Source organism: Arthrobacter sp. CAN_A214, from assembly GCF_015751955.1.
In the GTDB taxonomy this organism is placed as follows: Bacteria; Actinomycetota; Actinomycetes; order Actinomycetales; family Micrococcaceae; genus Arthrobacter_D.
Genome location: NZ_JADOUU010000001.1, coordinates 173,794 through 191,995 on the forward strand (window position 1 = coordinate 173,794; position 18,202 = coordinate 191,995).

12 protein-coding genes are annotated in these 18,202 nt (G+C 67.3%); 3 read left to right on the forward strand and 9 right to left on the reverse strand.

All coding sequences use genetic code 11. The features are described 5' to 3' along the window. Positions 1–91: 91 nt before the first annotated feature. The 3 genes from guaA to IWX65_RS00770 all read right to left on the reverse strand — a co-directional run bounded on the left by guaA (position 92) and on the right by IWX65_RS00770 (position 3,074). On the reverse strand, positions 92–1,678 hold the full coding sequence (gene guaA / locus IWX65_RS00760; RefSeq protein WP_196880574.1) for a glutamine-hydrolyzing GMP synthase: 1,587 nt from the start codon (positions 1,676–1,678) through the stop codon (positions 92–94). Positions 1,679–1,744: 66 nt separating this feature from the next. Continuing rightward, positions 1,745–2,242, reverse strand: a complete 498-nt coding sequence (locus IWX65_RS00765) for a DUF3817 domain-containing protein (RefSeq protein WP_196880575.1) — start codon at positions 2,240–2,242, stop codon at positions 1,745–1,747. Next, positions 2,235–3,074 carry an SURF1 family protein gene (locus tag IWX65_RS00770; RefSeq protein WP_334683567.1) on the reverse strand — a complete coding sequence of 280 codons (840 nt, stop codon included), beginning with the start codon at positions 3,072–3,074 and terminating at the stop codon, positions 2,235–2,237. The genes IWX65_RS00765 and IWX65_RS00770 overlap by 8 nt, the downstream gene beginning before the upstream one ends. A 154-nt stretch (positions 3,075–3,228) precedes the next feature. Between IWX65_RS00770 and IWX65_RS00775 the strand changes: the two genes are divergently transcribed. Further along, positions 3,229–4,947 (forward strand): ABC transporter ATP-binding protein, encoded by a 1,719-nt coding sequence (locus IWX65_RS00775; protein ID WP_196880577.1) that lies wholly within the window; start codon positions 3,229–3,231, stop codon positions 4,945–4,947. Between the two features lie 43 nt (positions 4,948–4,990). Next, entirely contained in the window at positions 4,991–6,754 is a 1,764-nt protein-coding gene (locus IWX65_RS00780; protein WP_196880767.1) for an ABC transporter ATP-binding protein, read from the forward strand. Positions 6,755–6,819: 65 nt separating this feature from the next. On the opposite strand, the gene IWX65_RS00785 is transcribed toward IWX65_RS00780, so the two are convergent. From IWX65_RS00785 to IWX65_RS00810, 6 genes are all read right to left on the reverse strand, one after another. Beyond that, positions 6,820–7,311, reverse strand: coding sequence for a PTS sugar transporter subunit IIA (locus IWX65_RS00785; RefSeq protein WP_196880578.1), 492 nt, complete (start codon positions 7,309–7,311; stop codon positions 6,820–6,822). A 47-nt stretch (positions 7,312–7,358) separates the two neighbouring features. Further along, the gene (locus IWX65_RS00790; RefSeq protein ID WP_196880579.1) at positions 7,359–9,083 is read right to left on the reverse strand and encodes a glycerol-3-phosphate dehydrogenase/oxidase; all 1,725 of its coding nucleotides are present in this window, start codon (positions 9,081–9,083) and stop codon (positions 7,359–7,361) included. Positions 9,084–9,157: 74 nt separating this feature from the next. After that, a complete protein-coding gene (locus tag IWX65_RS00795; RefSeq protein WP_196880580.1) occupies positions 9,158–10,297 on the reverse strand; it encodes a GuaB3 family IMP dehydrogenase-related protein in 1,140 nt (379 codons plus the stop codon). Further along, positions 10,294–12,153: an ABC transporter ATP-binding protein gene (locus IWX65_RS00800; RefSeq protein WP_196880581.1), complete on the reverse strand. Its 1,860-nt coding sequence runs from the start codon at positions 12,151–12,153 to the stop codon at positions 10,294–10,296. The genes IWX65_RS00795 and IWX65_RS00800 overlap by 4 nt, the downstream gene beginning before the upstream one ends. An 87-nt stretch (positions 12,154–12,240) precedes the next feature. Next, complete coding sequence (guaB, locus tag IWX65_RS00805; protein WP_196880582.1) at positions 12,241–13,767, reverse strand: IMP dehydrogenase; 1,527 nt, start codon at positions 13,765–13,767, stop codon at positions 12,241–12,243. Between the two features lie 141 nt (positions 13,768–13,908). Further along, positions 13,909–15,960, reverse strand: coding sequence for an acyltransferase family protein (locus tag IWX65_RS00810; RefSeq protein ID WP_334683568.1), 2,052 nt, complete (start codon positions 15,958–15,960; stop codon positions 13,909–13,911). Positions 15,961–16,233: 273 nt separating this feature from the next. On the opposite strand from IWX65_RS00810, the gene IWX65_RS00815 reads away from it, so the two are divergent. Next, the gene (locus tag IWX65_RS00815) at positions 16,234–17,868 is read left to right on the forward strand and encodes a ribonuclease J (protein WP_196880768.1); all 1,635 of its coding nucleotides are present in this window, start codon (positions 16,234–16,236) and stop codon (positions 17,866–17,868) included. Positions 17,869–18,202: the final 334 nt, after the last annotated feature.

An 18,202-nucleotide genomic window follows, 5' to 3' on the forward strand; every position in this document is an offset into this window, starting at 1 on the left:
CGGCCATCCTCCAAGTTATCCGATCAAGGGACGGCGGCGTCGGATAGCAACGCGTGGTACCGCCACCGGTTTTGCCCCGGTCAGGAGCAGATCATTCCCACTCGATGGTTCCCGGAGGCTTGCTCGTGACATCGAGCACCACCCGGTTGACGCCGTCGACCTCATTGGTGATCCGGTTGGAGATCCTGGCGAGGAGGTCGTAGGGCAACCGTGACCAGTCGGCGGTCATCGCGTCCTCACTGGAGACGGGACGCAGCACGATCGGATGGCCGTAGGTCCGTCCGTCGCCCTGCACGCCGACGCTGCGGACGTCGGCAAGGAGCACCACTGGCATCTGCCAGACCTCGGAATCGAGCCCCGCGGCGGTCAGTTCCGCCCTGGCGATGGCGTCGGCCTTCCGGAGGAGCTCCAGGCGTTCCCGCGTCACGTCGCCGACAATCCGGATGCCGAGCCCCGGCCCCGGGAACGGCTGGCGCCCCACGATCTCCGGAGGCAGTCCGAGCTGCGCTCCGACAGCCCGCACCTCATCCTTGAACAGGGTGCGCAGCGGCTCGACGAGTTCGAACTGCAGGTCCTCCGGAAGCCCTCCCACGTTGTGGTGGCTCTTGATGTTCGCTGCTCCCTCGCCGCCGCCTGACTCGACGACGTCGGGGTAGAGGGTCCCCTGGACGAGGAACCGGATCTTCTCGCCGTGGGCTTCGGCCTCGGAGATGATGGCCCGCTCGGCCTCTTCGAAGGCGCGGATGAATTCACGACCGATGATCTTCCGCTTGGTCTCCGGGTCGGAGACGCCCGCGAGCGCGTCGAGGAAGCGTTCCTGCTCGTTCGCGACGTACAGCTTAACTCCGGTGGCGGCGACGAAGTCGCGCTCCACCTGCTCGGCTTCGCCCTCGCGCAGCAGTCCGTGGTCCACGAAGACGCAGGTGAGCTGGTCCCCCACCGCACGCTGCACGAGTGCGGCGGCTACGGCGGAATCCACTCCGCCTGACAGGCCGCAGATGACCCGCGCGTCCCCGATCTGCTCGCGGATGCGGTCGACCTGCTCCTCGAGGATGTCGCGGGTGGTCCAGTTCGGATGGAGCCGGGCTCCCTTGAACAGGAAGTTCTCGAGGACCTGCTGGCCATGCCGGGAATGCTTCACCTCGGGGTGCCACTGGACCCCGTACAGGCCCCTGCCCTCATGCGCGAAGGCCGCTACCGGGGCACCTGCCGTGCTGGCCAGGACGTCGAATCCCTCAGGGGCGGCCTGAACGCTGTCCCCATGGCTCATCCAGGCGTTCTGATGCTCGGGAGTTCCCTCGAGGATGGAGCGGGCGTTCCCGGAGGAGGAGACATCGGTGGAGCCGTACTCGCGCAGGCCAGTCTTCGCCACAGTGCCGCCGAGGGCGGCGGCCATGGCCTGGAAGCCGTAGCAGATGCCGAGGACGGGCACACCGGCGTCGAACAGTTCAGGCTCCACGCGGGGCGCACCGTCGGCGTACACGCTCGACGGTCCACCGGACAGGATGATCGCCACCGGATTCTTGGCGAGGATCTGTTCCGCGCTCAGGGTATGGGGCACGATCTCGGAGTAGACATCGGCCTCGCGCACCCTCCGCGCGATCAGCTGGGCGTACTGAGCACCATAGTCGACGACGAGGACCGGGCGGTGTTCAGGGGTGGGGGCGGGGGTAGTCACCCGTCAACAATAGTCGGAAGGGCGCACGCGCCGCACCTTGTTCCGCGCTGGAACCGGCGCGCTGGGTCAGTACCGCTGGGCCGCTTCAGGGTGGGCGGCGAGGTCTGCTTCCGCCTGCCGGTGGATTCGCTTCTCGACGATGAACGAGAGCAGGGGCACCACCCCGCCGAGCGCGATGAGCAGGAAGCGGGTGAACGGCCACCGCAGGAACTGCCACAGACGAAAATCAGCGATCAGGTACACCACGTAGAGCCAGCCGTGCACGATCAGGACCGCGGTGGAGAGGTTGAACCCCGATGACAGGTTCGCCTCTGCCTCCGGAAGAAGCTGCAGTGCCGCGCCTCCCCCGGCAACGATTTCCGAGCCGAATCCGTACTTCGCGATCATTTCGACGACCACCAGGAGCAACATAACGCCTGTGGCATAGGCCAGCACACGATAGAAGCTCAGGGCGGACCGGATCTGGGCGTGCGTTCCTCCGAATCGGCGCTTCTTCGCGGCCTCGGTCGCGGGCCCGCCTGCTTGCCGGCGGTCGGCTCTTCCTTCGGTAACCGGGTCACTCACTCTTGATTCCACTTCCTGATGTCGATGTGCTCGGGTCCGCTGCGGTCAGTGCCGGCTGGTCCGGCTCCGCATCGTTCGGGATTTCGTCTCCCTCGTCCTCGAGGCTCCTGCGGTAGTCGTCCGCCACCAGGCGCCACCAGAGGAAGAAGGCAAAGCCCGCGAAGACGAACCACTCGATGGCGTAGAAGATGTTCAGCCAGTTGACGGGTGTGTCCTGCGGCTGCGGGCCGACTTCCACGGTTTCGAGCGGCGCCTGGACGGGCACGACGTCGTCGGCCTGTCGAATCTCGTTGGACGCCACGAATCCCGAATAGGTCGGGCGGTCCCAGATATTCGTCAGTTCGGCCGACGCGAGCGTGGGAACCTGGTTCTCCACCGTGCGCTGGGCCACCGGCCCTTCTCCGGGAAGGAGCCTTCCTTCCACCCGCGCCGGCCCGTCAGGGACGCTCACGGCGTCGAAGGCGTCGGCGGCCGGGACCCAGCCGAGCACCACGGGGATCACGGGTGCCGCATCGTCCCCTGCATCTGCGGACTCGTCCTCCATCCGTGCACCCTCGACCTCGAAGGCGCTCACCACCCACAGTCCGGTGTCCTCCCCGCGGACCCGGTCCTGGACGAGAATCTGTGTGCCCGGCACGAAGCTCCCGTCGAAGGACACGAGCTGGTCGGCTGCGGCAGCTGTCAACGGCGCTCCGGGCTGGAGGACGTCGGTCAGGGGCTGAACGGACTCGGTGACGGAGGGAGCCGGCGGGCCGTCACTGCGTGACGAGGACAGCTGCCACTGACTGAGCAACACGAAGACCGAGGCGATCACCATCGCGAGGATCAACAAGAGGATCCATCGGGGTTTGAGCGCGGTCTTCAACACCTGTTAAAGGTACTTCGTGCGCGTGTAGAAAAACGAATGATTCAGCCGTGGGCAGCTGTTCTCGAGTGATTGGGAAACCTCTATCGCTTTGGCGGGATCGCGTCTAGGATTGGCTCTCGTGCGCGTCTTCCCCTACCCCGATCCCGGCCCTCCCAACATCGCCTCGCCCACCAGGTACCTCGCATGGCTTGCCTCGAAGCAGAAAGGGACCCTGTGCGCAGGGATCTTCTTCGGCGCCGTGCTGATGGCGGCACAGGCCGCCATGCCCTTTTTCCTGGGTCGGGCCATCGACGGGGGGATCATCGCCGGAGATCCGACCGCGCTCGCCCAGTGGGTCTCCGGGCTGCTCGTGCTCATGGTGGTCCAGGCAGCGGCGGATACGGCGAGCCACCGGGCGGCCGTCAGCAACTGGATGCAGGCCGCCTTCCGCTCCGCGCAGCTTGTCGGCCACAAGATCACGAGGACCGGTGAAGCCCTGCCCAGTTCGCTGTCGACGGGCGAGGTGGTGTCCACCGCAGCGTCGGATGCCTTCCGGCTGGGCGAGGTCTTCGAAGTACTGTCGCGCCTCGCCGGAGCCGTCGCTGCCTGGTTGGTGGTCACCGTCCTGATCTGGCAGACCTCGGAGATGCTGGGCGTGCTGGTGCTCGTCGGCGTGCCTGTCTGCTGCGCCCTGCTGCTGTTCGTGGTGAAGCCCATGCAGGCCCGGCAGCGGGAGCAGCGCGAGGCATCGGGCAGGATGACGGCGGTTGGCGCCGACACCGTGGCCGGCCTGCGGGTTCTGCGCGGGATCGGCGGGGAGCATATCTTCGTCGACCGCTACCGTGCGAAGTCGGCCGCAACCCGCGATGCGGGAATGCGGGTGGCCCGCTCACTGGCGGACCTCGAGGCATCCCAGGTGTTCATTGCCGGTGCGTTCAGCGTGGTCTTCACCTGGGTCGGAGCGAACCTCGTTCTCGACGGCGTCATCAGCCCCGGCGAACTGGTGGCGCTCTATGGGTTCTCGGTGTTCCTCATGACCCCCATCCGCGCGGCGGCCGACGCGGTCGCCCGCTTCATCCGGGCCTCCGTGGGAGCCAGGAAGATCATCACGGTCCTGCGGGTCGAGCCGAATGTCTCCGACGACGGGACTCCGGCCCCCGCTCCGCCGTCGGGCTCCGCCCTGTTCGACGAGCGCACCGGCCTGACCGTCCAGCCCGGGCGTCTTACCGCTCTGGTATCGGAGTTTGGGGCAGCGGCGGAGGTGGCGAGCCGTCTTGGCCGATTTGAGGACCATGTCCTCGAGGAAGCACGGGTGCGGTGGGGTGCCGCCGACCTGCGCCGCGTGGCGCTGCAGGAGATCCGGGGCAGGATCGTGGTCAGTGAGGCCGGTCCGCAGCTCTTCACCGGTTCGCTGCGCTCCCAGCTCGACCCTCACGAAAGGCACGACGACGCCGCCGTGCTCCGCGCCCTCGATGCAGCGAGCGCGCTCGACATCCTCGAGGGAATCGATGACGGCCTCGACCATGAGGTCACCGAACGTGGCCGCGGCTTCTCGGGAGGCCAGCGACAAAGGCTGGTGCTGGCCCGGGCGTTCCTGACCGAGGCGGAGACCCTGATACTGGTCGAGCCCACGAGTGCCGTCGACGCCCACACCGAAGCGCGCATCGCCGCGCGGCTCCGGGACGCGAGGGGGCGGAAGGACCGGACCACGGTGGTGGTCACGGCCAGCCCGCTTCTGCTCGGGGTCATGGATTCCGTCGTGTTCCTCGACGAGGGCCGTGTCCAGGCCGAGGGCACACATGCAGAACTTGTGGCAGGCAACGGCGCGTACCGGAATGTGGTGATCCGCAGTGAGTGAAGCAGCGACGGAGACAGCGACAACAGCGGAGGCAACAGCCCCAGTGACCAGGGGCAGGGCGGCACCGGGCGAGGGCAAGCTGCCGATCGCCGCGCCGGCCACGGTACGCGCTGAAGCCAGGCGCCTGATCCGCCGGCACCGCAGGAGCCTGACGGGCGTGATCGCACTGTACATCGGATCCGCCGTGGCGGGACTGGCTGGACCGCTGCTTCTCGGGGCACTGGTGGACGCCGTCGCCGGCGGCACCACCAGCGACTACGTGGCTACGGTGTCGCTGGCCATGCTGGGCTTCCTCACGGTGCAGTCGGTGCTGCGGCGCTTCGCCGTACGCTCCGGCATGGTCTTCGGCGAACGGGTGTTCGCCGAACTCCGCGAGGATTTTCTGGAGCAGGTCACTGCCCTGCCGCTGTCCACCGTCGAGAAGGCGGGCACGGGTGACCTGGTGGCCCGCACCACCAACGACATCGACGCGGTGTCGCACACCGTGCGCTTCGGCGTGCCGCAGGTGGTGGTCTCGGTGGTCACGATCGTACTGACCCTGGCCGTCGCGGTTCTCACCTCCCCGGTGCTGTCGGCGGCCCTCCTGGTCGGCATCCCGCTGCTCTACCCGGTGACCCGCTGGTATCTCAGGCGCAGTTCGGACGGCTACCAGCGGGAACGGGAATCGTACGCCGTGGTGAATGGCACGATCACCGAGAGCATCGAGGGCGCGCGGACCGTCGACGCCCTCAGCCTCGGAGGAATCCGGCGCCGGGGCATGGACAATGCGCTGGGAGTCAGTTACGGCGTGGAGCGCTACACCCTGTGGCTGCGCTCGGTGCTGTTTCCCGCAGCCGACCTGGCCTTCTGGCTCCCCGTCGCGGCGGTCCTGCTGTGGGGCGGCTGGCTTGCCTCCAACGACGTCGTCACCCCCGGCGCGGTAGCCGCCGTCGCGCTCTTTGCCGTGCGGTTGATCGACCCCGTGGACCTGCTGATCATGTGGACCGATGAGATCCAGGTCGGTGCGGCGTCGCTCGCGCGCATCATCGGGGTTCAGGACGTGGCTCCGGACCGCGAGGCGACGGACGCCGCGCCGACCAATGAGGACATCCTCGTCTCCAACGTGACCTACGCCTACCGTCCGGGCCAGGACGTCCTGCACGGCATCGACCTGTCCCTGCGGCGCGGCGAACGTCTCGCCGTGGTGGGACCGTCGGGAGCCGGGAAGTCGACCCTCGGCCGGCTGATCGCGGGCATCCACCCGCCCACCACCGGCTCGGTCACCGTGGGAGGCGTGCCACTCGTGGACCGTCCGCTGGACCAGCTGCGCCGCGAAGTCGCCCTGGTGACGCAGGAGCACCACGTCTTCGTGGGATCGCTTGCCGACAACGTCCGCCTCGGCCGTGCGTCAGCCACCGAAGCGGAACTGGCGGAGGCACTGGACGACGTCGGCGCACTCGCCTGGGCCCTGGCCCTGCCCGAGGGACTGGAGACCGAGGTTGGATCGGGCGCGCTCGAACTCACTCCCGCACAGGCCCAGGAAGTCGCGCTCGCACGCCTGGTGCTCGCCGATCCGCACACGCTCGTCCTCGATGAGGCGACCTCGCTGATCGATCCGCAGGCCGCCCGGGACCTCGAGCGCTCCCTGAGCGCCGTGCTGGAGGGCCGCACCGTGATCGCCATCGCTCACCGCCTGCACACCGCGCACGACGCCGACCGCGTGGCTGTCGTGGAGGGGGGCCGCATCACCGAGCTCGGCTCCCACGACGAGTTGATCGCGCTCGACGGCGCCTACGCGTCGCTGTGGCGTTCCTGGCGCAGCGAATAGGAACTGGGTCCGCCGGGTCGGTGACCGAAACAGGAGTCACGTCAGTGGTCTTGACAGTGACCGTGTCAGTGGTCGTGGAACACGAGCGAGGAATTGATGAGTTCCGCGATCACTTCGGCGTCGTGCGCCCTCCTCAGCGACTCACGGAAGTTCTCCTTGAACAGGCTCCGCGCGATGGTCGCGAGGACCTCGAGGTGCTCGGAGAAGGATTGGGCCGGCGTCGCCATCAGGAGGACGAGGGTAGCGGGGCCGTCCATCGCACCGAAGTCCAGGCTGTGGCCGTATTTCGCGACGCCCACGGCAATGGAGGTGCGGTTGACGTACTCGCTGCGCGCGTGCGGCAGGCCGACGCCTCCGGGGAGGCCGGTGGCCATCTGGTGTTCGCGGGAAGAGACCTGGTCGAGAAAGGCATCGAGGTCGGAGATCCGACCGCCGGCGTGCATGCGGGCGGCCAGCTGCGCCGAAGCGTCCTGTCTGCTGGCCGCCACCATCTCGAGGATCACCATGTCTGGCGTGGTCAGTTCGGCGTTGTGCAAGTCCAGGGACAGCTCACTCACGTTTGGCCTCTCGGTACGGCGGGTTTTCAGGAGGAACCTGGAGTGTCCTACCTTAGCGGGACGATGTCGGCCACTCCGAGGCGCACACTGTCGGCGGACTCGTCATCGGGCTGTTCCTGGCTGAGGCGCTCGGCCTCGACCCGCGCGATATAGTGCTTCACCTCACGCTCGATCTGCTGCTCGCTCCATTCCAGGATCGGCGCCATGAGGCCTGCGACCACCGGCGCCGCCGAGACGCCGCGATCCCAGGCTTCGATGGAGATCCGGGTCCGCCGCGTCAGCACGTCATCGACGTGCCGCGCTCCCTCATGGGTGACGGCGAAGACCACCTCGGCGCCGAGGTAGTCGTCCGCGCCGGGCAGCGGCTCCCCCAGTGCGGGATCCGCCTTGATGAGGGCCAGGACGTCGGTGGCCTGCGTTCCGTAGCGCTGCAGCAGGTGCTCCACCCGCGCGACATGCACCCCAGCGTCGTCGGCCATATTGCCGCGCGCATTCCATGCCGCCTTGTAGCCCTCCGCGCCGAGCAGCGGAACCGACTCGGTGACGCTGTCGGGAACGCGCTCGTCGAGGGCACGCGTCGCCTCGTCGACGGCGTCCTTGGCCATGACACGGTAGGTGGTCCACTTTCCTCCGGCAACCACCACCAGCCCCGGGACAGGATGGGCGACGACGTGTTCGCGTGAGAGCTTCGCGGTGGAGTCGTTCTCGCCGGCAAGCAGCGGCCGGAGTCCCGCGTAGACGCCCTCGACATCCTCGCGGGTGAGGGGCCGTTTGAGGACGCGGTTCACGTGTTCGAGCACGTAGTCGATGTCCTTCGAGGTGGCTGCCGGGTGCGCCTTGTCGAGGTGCCAGTCGGTGTCCGTGGTGCCGATGATCCAGTGGCGACCCCACGGGATCACGAAAAGTACCGATTTCTCGGTCCGGAGGATCAGGCCCACGGTCGACTGGAAGCGGTCCCGCGGTACGACCAGGTGGATGCCCTTCGATGCCCGGACCTTCAGCTGGCCCCGGTCCGTGACCATGGCCTGCGTCTCGTCGGTCCAGACCCCGGTGGCATTGACCACCTGCTTCGCGCGGATGCTGAACTCCTCGCCGCTCTCGTGGTCCTTGACCCGCGCACCCACAACCCGCTCCCCTTCACGGAGGAAATCCACCACGCTCACCCGGTTGGCGGCCTTCGCTCCGTAGTGCGACGCCGTCCGCACCATATTGACGACGTACCGGGCGTCGTCCACCTGGGCGTCGTAGTAGCGGATGGAGCCCACCATGGCGTTGTCCTTGAGGCTCGGCGCCGCGCGGAGGGTTCCCTTCCGGCTCAGGTGCTTGTGGAACGGCACACCGCGCGAGTTCCCGCCGGACATGCTCATGGCGTCGTACAGGGCGATCCCGGCCCCCACGTAGGGGCGTTCGACGAAGCGTCTGGTCAGGGGATAGAGGAACGGGACGGGCCGCACGAGGTGCGGGGCGATCCGCTGGATCAGGAGCCCGCGTTCCTTCAGTGCTTCCTGGACCAGGGCGAAATCGAGCATTTCCAGGTAGCGCAGACCGCCGTGGATCAGCTTCGACGAGCGCGACGACGTTCCCGAAGACCAGTCGCGGGCCTCCACGATTCCCGTGGTCAGGCCGCGCGTCGCGGCGTCGAGCGCGGATCCCACGCCCACCACTCCGCCGCCGACGATCAGGATGTCGAGTTCCCGGCCCTGCCCGCTCGTGGCTTTCAGCGCCGCGATTGCCTCTTCGCGGTTCTGTGGACTGAGTGCGCCAGATGCCATGGTCGTAACCCTTCAGTGGGTGGATCCTGCTGTCCCTGCCTATCCCCCAACTCTAGGCCAAACGGCCGTTCGAGTCAGTCGTTCGAGGCATAGGGCGAGAGGACTACCTCGACGCGCTGGAACTCCTTGAGGTCCGAGTATCCGGTGGTCGCCATGGCGCGCCGCAGGGCACCGATGACGTTGGAGGTTCCGTCGGTGTGGTGCGAGGGTCCCCACAGCACCTCCTTGAGCGAGCCGACGGTGCCGATCCTCACCCGGTCGCCGCGGGGAAGCTCCGCATGGTGTGCTTCCTGCCCCCAGTGCCACCCCTTGCCGGGCGCTTCCTCGGCGCGGGCGAGGGCCGAGCCGAGCATGACGGCGTCGGCGCCCATGGCGATCGCCTTGACGATGTCGCCGCTGGCCCCCATGCCGCCATCGGCGATGACATGGACGTAGCGGCCGCCGGATTCGTCCATGTAGTCGCGGCGTGCCGCAGCGACGTCGGAAATGGCCGAGGCGAGGGGCGAGTGGATGCCGAGTGCGCGACGCGTCGTCGTCGTCGCACCCCCGCCGAAACCGACCAGGACGCCGGCGGCGCCCGTGCGCATGAGGTGGAGCGCGGGGGTGTAGCCGGCGGCGCCTCCGACGATCACCGGGACGTCGAGCTCGTAGATGAACTTCTTGAGGTCGAGTGGCTCCTCGTTCTTCGAGACGTGCTCGGCGGAAACGGTGGTGCCGCGGATCACGAAGATGTCGACGCCGGCGGCCAGCACCGTCTTGTAGAACTGCTGGGTGCGCTGCGGTGTCAGCGAGCCTGCCACCGTGACACCGGCCTCCCGGATCTCGGCGAGGCGGCTCGTGATGAGTCCCGCCTGGATGGGTGCGTCGTAGATCTCCTGCATGCGCTTCGTGGCCGCTGGGCTGAAGTTCTCGGTGCTGAGGCCGGCGATCTCGTCGAGCGCTGCCTGCGGATCCTCGTACCTCGTCCACAGCCCCTCGAGGTTGAGCACTCCCAGTCCGCCGAGCCGGCCCATCTGGATGGCCGTGGCGGGCGACATCGCCGAATCCATGGGGGCTGCGACCACGGGCATCTCGAACTGGTAGGCGTCGATCTGCCAGCTGACCGATACGTCCAATGGGTCGCGGGTGCGCCGCGAAGGCACCACCGCCACGTCGTCCAGGGAGTATGCCCTGCGTCCTCGCTTGCCTCGGCCGATCTCGATCTCGTAAGTCACTGCTCTAGGTTATCCCAGCGTTCCTGGCGCCCGCCCCCGGACAGCTGGCTCTCGAACATCCGGAAGTACCTGCCGCGCAGCGCGACGAGCTCACGGTGGGTTCCGGCTTCCACGATGCGGCCGTCCTCGAGCATGTAGACGACGTCGGCCTTCTCGATGGTGGCAAGGCGGTGGCTGATGGCCACGATGGTGCGCGAGCGGTCGGCGAAGAGGCGCGAGAAGATCCGGTGCTCGGCGAGCGCGTCGATTGCCGACGTCGGCTCGTCCAGCACCACGAAGGGTGCGTTCCGGTAGAAGTTGCGGGCCATGGCAAGGCGTTGCCACTGCCCTCCGGAGAGGCCGCTGCCCTTCCGTCCCCGGGGGTCCTCCATCCAGTTGCTGACGTAGTTGTCGAACCCGTTCGGCATTTTCGCGATGAAGTCGGTTGCCTCGGCGTCGTCCGCGGCACGTCGGATGCGCTCGTCGTCGCGCGGCTGGTCCACATCACCGAAGTAGATGTTGTTGGCGGCGGTGGCGAACTCGTACTTGAGGAAGTCCTGCGACATGACGGCGAGGTGGCGGTGCCACGATGCGGTCCCGAGGGAACGGAGGTCCTGGCCGTCGAGGAGCACCCGGCCCGCGCTCGGCTCGTAGAGCCCTGCCAGGACCCGGATCAGTGTCGATTTCCCTGCGCCGTTCTCCCCTACGATGGCGATGTGGCTCCCCGACCCGATGGTGAGGGAGATGCCCTTCAGGACCTCGGAGTTCCCGCCCTCGTACGTGAAGTGGAGATCCTGCAGCTCCACCGACGACGGCGCCGCGGCCAGCTCGCGATGTGGCGGGGTGGCCGCCGGGAAATCCAGGAACTGCTCGTAGTCCTTGAGGTTCGCGAGGTCCTCGTCGATCGAACTGAGCGAGGTCACCAGCGAATTGGCGGTGCTGAGCGCCCGGCTCACGATCTGCTGTACGTAAAGGAACTGGCCCACCGGTTCCGCCCTGGCGATGATCTGGCCCACTACCCAGATGAGCGCCACCACTTCCGCCCCGTACTGGAGGGTATCGGCCAGCAGCTGCTTGGGGATGTAGCGACGCTGGAATTCGAGCCGACGCTTCTCGTCGGCGTCGCGCAGCCTGGATCGCAGGTCCATCAGGTACCCCACGATGCCGTACAGGCGCATCTCGGCGATGTGCTGCGGCCGCATGAGATTGGTTTCGATCATGCGCCGCTGCCTGCGGGAGTCCACCTGCGTATTCCAGTGCGCCATCTGCTCCCGAGAGAGCCGGAACTGCAGGTAGACGCTCGGAACGATCGCCACCAGGACGATCAGTGCCACCCACCAGCTCACGAACAGCAGTGCGCCGATGGCGAGCACCACCGACGTGAGCTGCGTGAAGATCGCGGCGATCCGGTCGAGGACCCGGGCGTAGGAGTCCGAGAACCGCTTCGCGCGGTCGTAGAGGTCGACCGTCTCCTTGTCGTCGTAACGCCAGAACTCGAGGGCGAGGAATTTCTCGTACATCTGGTCACCCACCACTGCGCCGACCCGGAAACTCAGGACCTGCTGGATATAGCGGTCGACACTCGTGAAGCCGCCCCAGAGCAGGCCGAGCGCTGCCGTGACCAGGACGTAGAGAACGGCTTGCCGCCCGGCGTCGGGATTGCCGGTGTACGCCTCGGCGAGGGCCGTCGTCGTCAGCGCCGCGAAGTAGGTGGTGACCAGCGGAAGGACGGCGGAGATGAGTGATCCGAGGACCTTCATGACGACGGCGCCCGGCGAGGCCTTCGCGCTGACCTTCAGGACCTGGCCCACGGCACTGGCATAGGGCCGCAGGGCGATGCCCCGCCGCGGAGCCGGCGACGCTGCGGGAAAGGTCATCCGGACGCCGGACCGGGGCGGCCGGCCATCCTGCCGGGACCGCCGATCCTGCGGGGACTGCCGAAACCGCGTTCACCGCGCATCGTGCTATTTCGAGCTGTAGTTGGGCGCCTCGACCGTCATCTGGATGTCGTGCGGGTGTGATTCCTTCAGACCGGCGGAGGTGATCCGGACGAACTTCCCCCGGGCTTTGAGCTCCGGAATGGTGCGCGCGCCCGTGTAGAACATGGTCTGGCGGAGCCCACCCACCAGCTGGTGCGCCACGGAGGCGAGCGGCCCGCGGTAGGCGACGCGGCCCTCGATGCCCTCGGGGATGAGTTTGTCATCGCCGCTCACATCGCCCTGGGAGTAACGGTCCTTCGAGTACGACGTGTTCTTTCCGCGGGTCTGCATCGCGCCGAGCGACCCCATGCCGCGGTAGGTCTTGTACTGCTTGCCGTTGACGAAGACCAGTTCACCGGGCGCCTCCGCGGAACCGGCGAGCAGCGACCCGAGCATCACGGTGTCGGCGCCGGCCACGAGCGCCTTGCCGATGTCGCCCGAGTACTGCAGGCCGCCGTCGGCGATGACGGGGACACCCGCGGGGATGGCAGCCTTCGCGGATTCGTAGATGGCGGTGATCTGCGGCACGCCGACGCCGGCGACCACGCGCGTCGTGCAGATGGAGCCGGGCCCGACTCCCACCTTGATGCCGTCGGCGCCGGCGTCGATCAGTGCCTGCGCCCCCTCGCGGGTCGCCGCCTGGCCGCCGATGATGTCCACGTGCGCCAGTGACTTCTCGGCCTTGAGCTTCCCGATCATTTCGAGGACGCCGGCACTGTGGCCGTTGGCGGTGTCCACGAACAGGGCGTCGACGCCGGCGTCGACGAGGGCCATGGCGCGGTCCCAGCCGTCCCCGAAGAAGCCGATGGCCGCACCTACCCGCAGGCGCCCGTCGTCGTCCTTGGTGGAGAGCGGGTACTGCTCGGCCTTGGTGAAATCCTTGACCGTGATGAGGCCACGGAGCACGCCTTCGGCGTCGACCAGCGGCAGTTTCTCGATCTTGTTGACGGCGAGGAGGTTGATGGCGTCGTCGCCGCTGATCCCCACCCGACCGGTGATGAGGGGCATCTTGGTCATCACTTCCTGCACCCGTCGATGCGGGAAATCACGCTCCAGGACGAAGCGTGTGTCCCGGTTCGTGACGATTCCGAGCAGGCGTCCCTGCTCATCGACCACGGGAAGGCCCGAGACGCGGTAATGGCCGCACAGCTCGTCGAGTTCCTGCAGGGTGGCCCCGGGACCGATGGTGAGCGGGTTGGTGATCATGCCCGATTCGCTGCGCTTGACGCGGTCCACCTGCTCGGCCTGGTCGGCGATGGACAGGTTGCGGTGGATGACGCCGAGCCCGCCCTGGCGCGCCATCGCGATCGCCATGCGCGCCTCGGTGACGGTGTCCATGGCGGAGGACAGCAGCGGAGTCCGCACCGAGATACGCCGGGAGATGCGCGACGACGTGTCGGCCTCCGATGGAATGACGTCGGTGTATCCGGGAAGCAGCAGGACATCGTCATAGGTGAGGCCGATGAAGCCGAAGGGGTCGTGGGCTTCGTTCTGCGCGGACAGCTGGGTCACTACTTGAGCCTCTTTCGGTGTCACCGGGGAGATGGAGTGCCTGCGGGTGGCCGGCGGGCAGTTACTCAAGTCTAGAACGGATCAAAGTTGCGCTCTATTCCGGCACCGGTGCCGTTGGACACACCTGGAACCTTGTGCTCCTCACCAGCCGGTCAGGGCCCGGAACCTTGCCTCGAACACCGGCACTGTGGTCGCCACGTACGTCCTGCTCAGGTGGTCCCGGTCGATGTACACGCGGACATTGCCGATGACGCCGGGGCAGGAGGATTCGATACACAGCTGATCGGTCATATCCAGCACCCCGATCCGTGGCTCGGTTTCCGCCAGCGCGGCCAGCGGCGATTCCGCGGCCATCAGCTGATCCCGCGGCAGCGCGCACGCGGTGTGGTCGAGGGCGTTCTCAGCCGTGCATTCGGCCATGTCGAATTCGAAGCGGGGAGAATCCCGCAGCGCCACGACGGCGATTCCCTGATCGAGCAGCGGCTGGACGCCCTCCGCGAAGCCTGCCGCCAGCGTCTCCTCCGGCGAGCTCCATTCGGTCTTCGACCCGACGGTGACCACGGCGTCGGGTGCCAGGGTGAGTGCGTACCCGAGCACCGCGGCATTGAACGCGTTGCACTCCGGGTCCTCCTCCTCCGATTCCACCGCGAACCTGCAGTTGGGTTTGTGCAGCGACACGGCGTTCCAGTTGTTGTTCTTCGCGATGGCTCCCACCGCCGTCATCCACATCTGGGAATGGGAGTCGCCGATCACCAGGACGGTGCGCTCCGGGGTCTCCGCATTCCCGGAGTAGGCGCACGAGTCGAGCAGCGGGTCCGACGGCGCGCGCCCGCCCTCGCATTCGCCGTCGACGGCGGCCCACTCGGCGCCCAGGCGGCTGGTCGTCGGTTTTATGAGCGCGTCAGGGGCCCCGAGGAAGGAGAAGTCCGGCGCCAGCGCGAGGGCACCGGGATTGTCGAGGATGGTCTGCTGCTCCACCGCTTTTTCCTGCGCCTGCACCCTGTACTCCCAGCCCGAGAGCGGCACGACGACGACGGCGAGCGCCGCGGCCACCACCAGCCCCGTGCGACGGCGTCGGGCCAGGGGCCACCGCCACGACCGCACCGGCGTCTCGATGAAGCGCGTGGTCGCGGAGGCAAGGAGCAGTGACGCCGCGATGACGGCCGTACCGTCGAGCGGTCCGGCGGCGGGCTTTTCCGCGACGACCAGCCAGATCACCAGGACGGGCCAGTGCCACAGGTAGAGCGCGTAGGAGTTGTTGCCCATCCTGACGAGGGGCGCGGAGGCGAGGAGCCGATCCACTCCGTAGCGGCTGCCCGTCCGTCCGGCTCCGATGATGCAGGCAGCCGCCAGCAGCGGCCAGAGGGCGATGTACCCGGGGAACTGCTGCTGGACCTGCAGCACCAGGCCGCAGGACAGCATCGCGGCGAGGCCGATCCAGCCGAGCATCACGCGCACCGGAACACTGGCGCGGAGGTACGGCAGCAGGAGGGCCACCAGCGAGCCGAGGGCGAACTCCCACAGCCGCGCCCGGGTGTCGAAGTAGGCGGCGGCCTGATTCGTGGCGGTCTGCCAGATCGAGAACGCGAGCGAGGAGGCGAATACCGCGCCGAACGGAACGACGAGTATCGTGCGGACGGAGCGTCCGAGGGCTGTCGCAGCGAGGGCCGAGGCGGCGAAGATCAGCGGCCACAGCAGGAAGACCTGCCCCTGGATCGACAGGGACCAGAAGTGCTGCAGCGGGCTTGCCGCACTGTTGTCGAGGGCGTAGTAGTCGACGGCGTTGCCCGCGAGCTGCCAGTTCTGCACGTACAGCAGCGACGCCCAGGTCTGGTCGAGGAGGCTCGCCCACCGCGAGCTCGGCACCACCAGCGCCGTGGCGGCGAGTACTGCCAACAGGACGACGACGACGCCGGGCAGGAGCCTCTTGAACAGGCCCAGCCAGTACGCCAGCAACTGCAGGGGCTTGCCGGACTCGATCTTCCGGGTGAAGGAGATGGTCAGCAGGAAGGCGGAGATGAGGAGGAATACGTCCACTCCCCCGGACACTCGTCCGAGCCAGACGTGGTAGATCACGACCATGAACACAGCGAGTGCACGGAGGCCCTGGACTTCGGGGCGGAAGCGGCTGTCCACGGGGGTCGACGGTGCTCGAGCGACGCGATCGTGCGTGTCAATCCCGGCAATCGTCACGCCTGAGAATCCCTTCGATGATCCGGGTGCAAACTGCCAGTTTACCTGCCGGCGGTACCCGTCCGCGGCGTATCCCTCCGCCCGGGTAGGCCCGGAGGCCGGATCGGCGTTATTCTCGATACCAAGACCTTTGGCAGTGGCGCACCGCCGCACAGTCCCTTTCGAAGCATGGGGACCGCCTCGCATTCCCGAACAAACACCACGAAAGAATCCACCTCTGTGAATAAAGCACCTGCCAATCTAAAAGCCCCCCGCGACCTTGCCAAGGGCGCGATGCGCATTGTTGCCCTCGGCGGTATCGGCGAGATCGGCAGGAATATGACGGTCTTCGAGTTCGACGGCAAGCTCCTCATCGTCGACTGCGGCGTCCTCTTCCCCGAGGACCACCACCCCGGCGTGAACGTGATCCTGCCGGACTTCACTGCCATCCGGGACCGGCTCGACGACGTCGTCGCGGTTGTGCTCACACACGGCCACGAGGACCACATCGGCGCTGTCCCCTACCTGCTGAAGGAGCGGGCGGACATTCCGCTGGTGGGCTCGCAGCTGACGCTCGCCTTCATCGAAGCGAAGCTCAAGGAACACCGGATCACTCCCAAGACCGTGCAGGTCAAGGAAGGCGACCGCCGGACCATGGGCGGATTCGATCTCGAGTTCGTTGCCGTCAACCACTCCATCCCGGACAGCCTCGCTGTCGCGATCCGCACGGCAGCCGGCATGGTCCTCCACACCGGTGACTTCAAGATGGACCAGTTCCCCCTGGACCGGCGCATCACCGACCTCGGGGCCTTCGCCCGGCTCGGAGCCGAAGGAGTGGACCTCTTCCTCACCGATTCGACCAACGCCGACGTCCCGGGCTTCACCACCTCCGAGAAGGACCTCGCCCCCGCGATCGATGAGGTGTTCCGGACCGCGCCGCGGAGGATCATCGTCTCCAGCTTCGCGAGCCACATCCACCGGATCCAGCAGATCATCGACACGGCGCAGCGCCACCAGCGGAAAGTCGCCTTCGTGGGCCGCTCCATGGTGCGCAACATGACCATCGCCAATGACCTCGGCTACCTGAAGATTCCGCAGGGCACCCTCGTCGACTTCCGGAAGCTCGAAAAAACCGACGACCACAAGGTTGTTCTCATCTGCACGGGTTCGCAGGGCGAGCCGATGGCGGCGCTGTCCCGGATGGCGAACAAGGACCACGCCATCCGCATTCACGAGGGCGATACAGTGCTCCTCGCGAGCTCGCTCATTCCCGGGAACGAAAGCGCGATCTACAGCATCATCAACGCACTGACCGAGATCGGCGCCAACGTGGTGCACAAGGGAAACGCGAAGGTGCATGTCTCGGGACACGCCAGCGCGGGCGAACTTGCCTACTGCTACAACATCGTGAAGCCCCGCAACGTGATGCCGGTCCATGGCGAGTGGCGCCACCTTCGCGCGAATGCCGCCATCGCCGTCAGCACGGGCGTTGACCAGCGCGACGTCGTGATCGCCGAGGACGGCGTCACGGTTGACCTCCACCGGGGCCGCGCGACGATCTCGGGCAAGGTTCCCGCAGGCCTGATCTTCGTGGACGGCGACAGCGTGGGCGGCATCACCGAGGACACGCTGCGCGAACGCCGCCGGCTGGCCGAGGAAGGTTCGGTGACGGTTCTCGCGATCATCGACGCCGAGACCGGACAGACCGCGGAACTCCCCGAATTCTTCACCAAGGGATTCTCCTGCTCGGACGAGGACCTCGACAAGGCGGGTGCCGCCGTCGAGAAGGCCCTGAAGGATGCGGCGTCGAACCGGCAGGGCGGGCGGTCACTCAGCCTCGAAACCATCATCGAGCGGGCGACGGCGAACTGGATGCGCCGCTTCTACAACAGGACGCCGGTCATCACGGCCATCGTGGTCGACGCCTAGCAGGTTCCGGAGCGAGCGCAATGCAGGCTTCCGGGGTTGCAGCAGCCGTTGTGCTTCAACGGGCCGATCCGCGCCCGCGCGTAGTGTTCTGCCCAGCTTTCAGCGACTGACATGCGTGTCGCCGCACGACGCGCCGGTTATCAGCAGGGCCGCCCCTGAAAGGTGGGCAGTTCCCCCCCGTTACCTTTTTCGTAGCCTTGGTCCTGTTGCAGGATAAGGGTGTGTTGGCCGGTCGGTCCCGGCATGGTTTTTGCCCCCAGTCGTTCATGATCCGGGGGGTGTTGTCACCGGGACCGACTTGGCGGCAGTTGATCGCTGATAGAGGCACGACGAC

What these genes read in the sequence shown, in the direction of transcription:
- IWX65_RS00790 (WP_196880579.1), bottom strand. Translation starts at nt 9,083, where the DNA reads ATGGCATCTGGCGCACTCAGTCCACAGAACCGCGAAGAGGCAATCGCG.
- IWX65_RS00800 (WP_196880581.1), bottom strand. Translation starts at nt 12,153, where the DNA reads ATGACCTTTCCCGCAGCGTCGCCGGCTCCGCGGCGGGGCATCGCCCTG.
- IWX65_RS00815 (WP_196880768.1), top strand. Translation starts at nt 16,234, where the DNA reads ATGCGCATTGTTGCCCTCGGCGGTATCGGCGAGATCGGCAGGAATATG.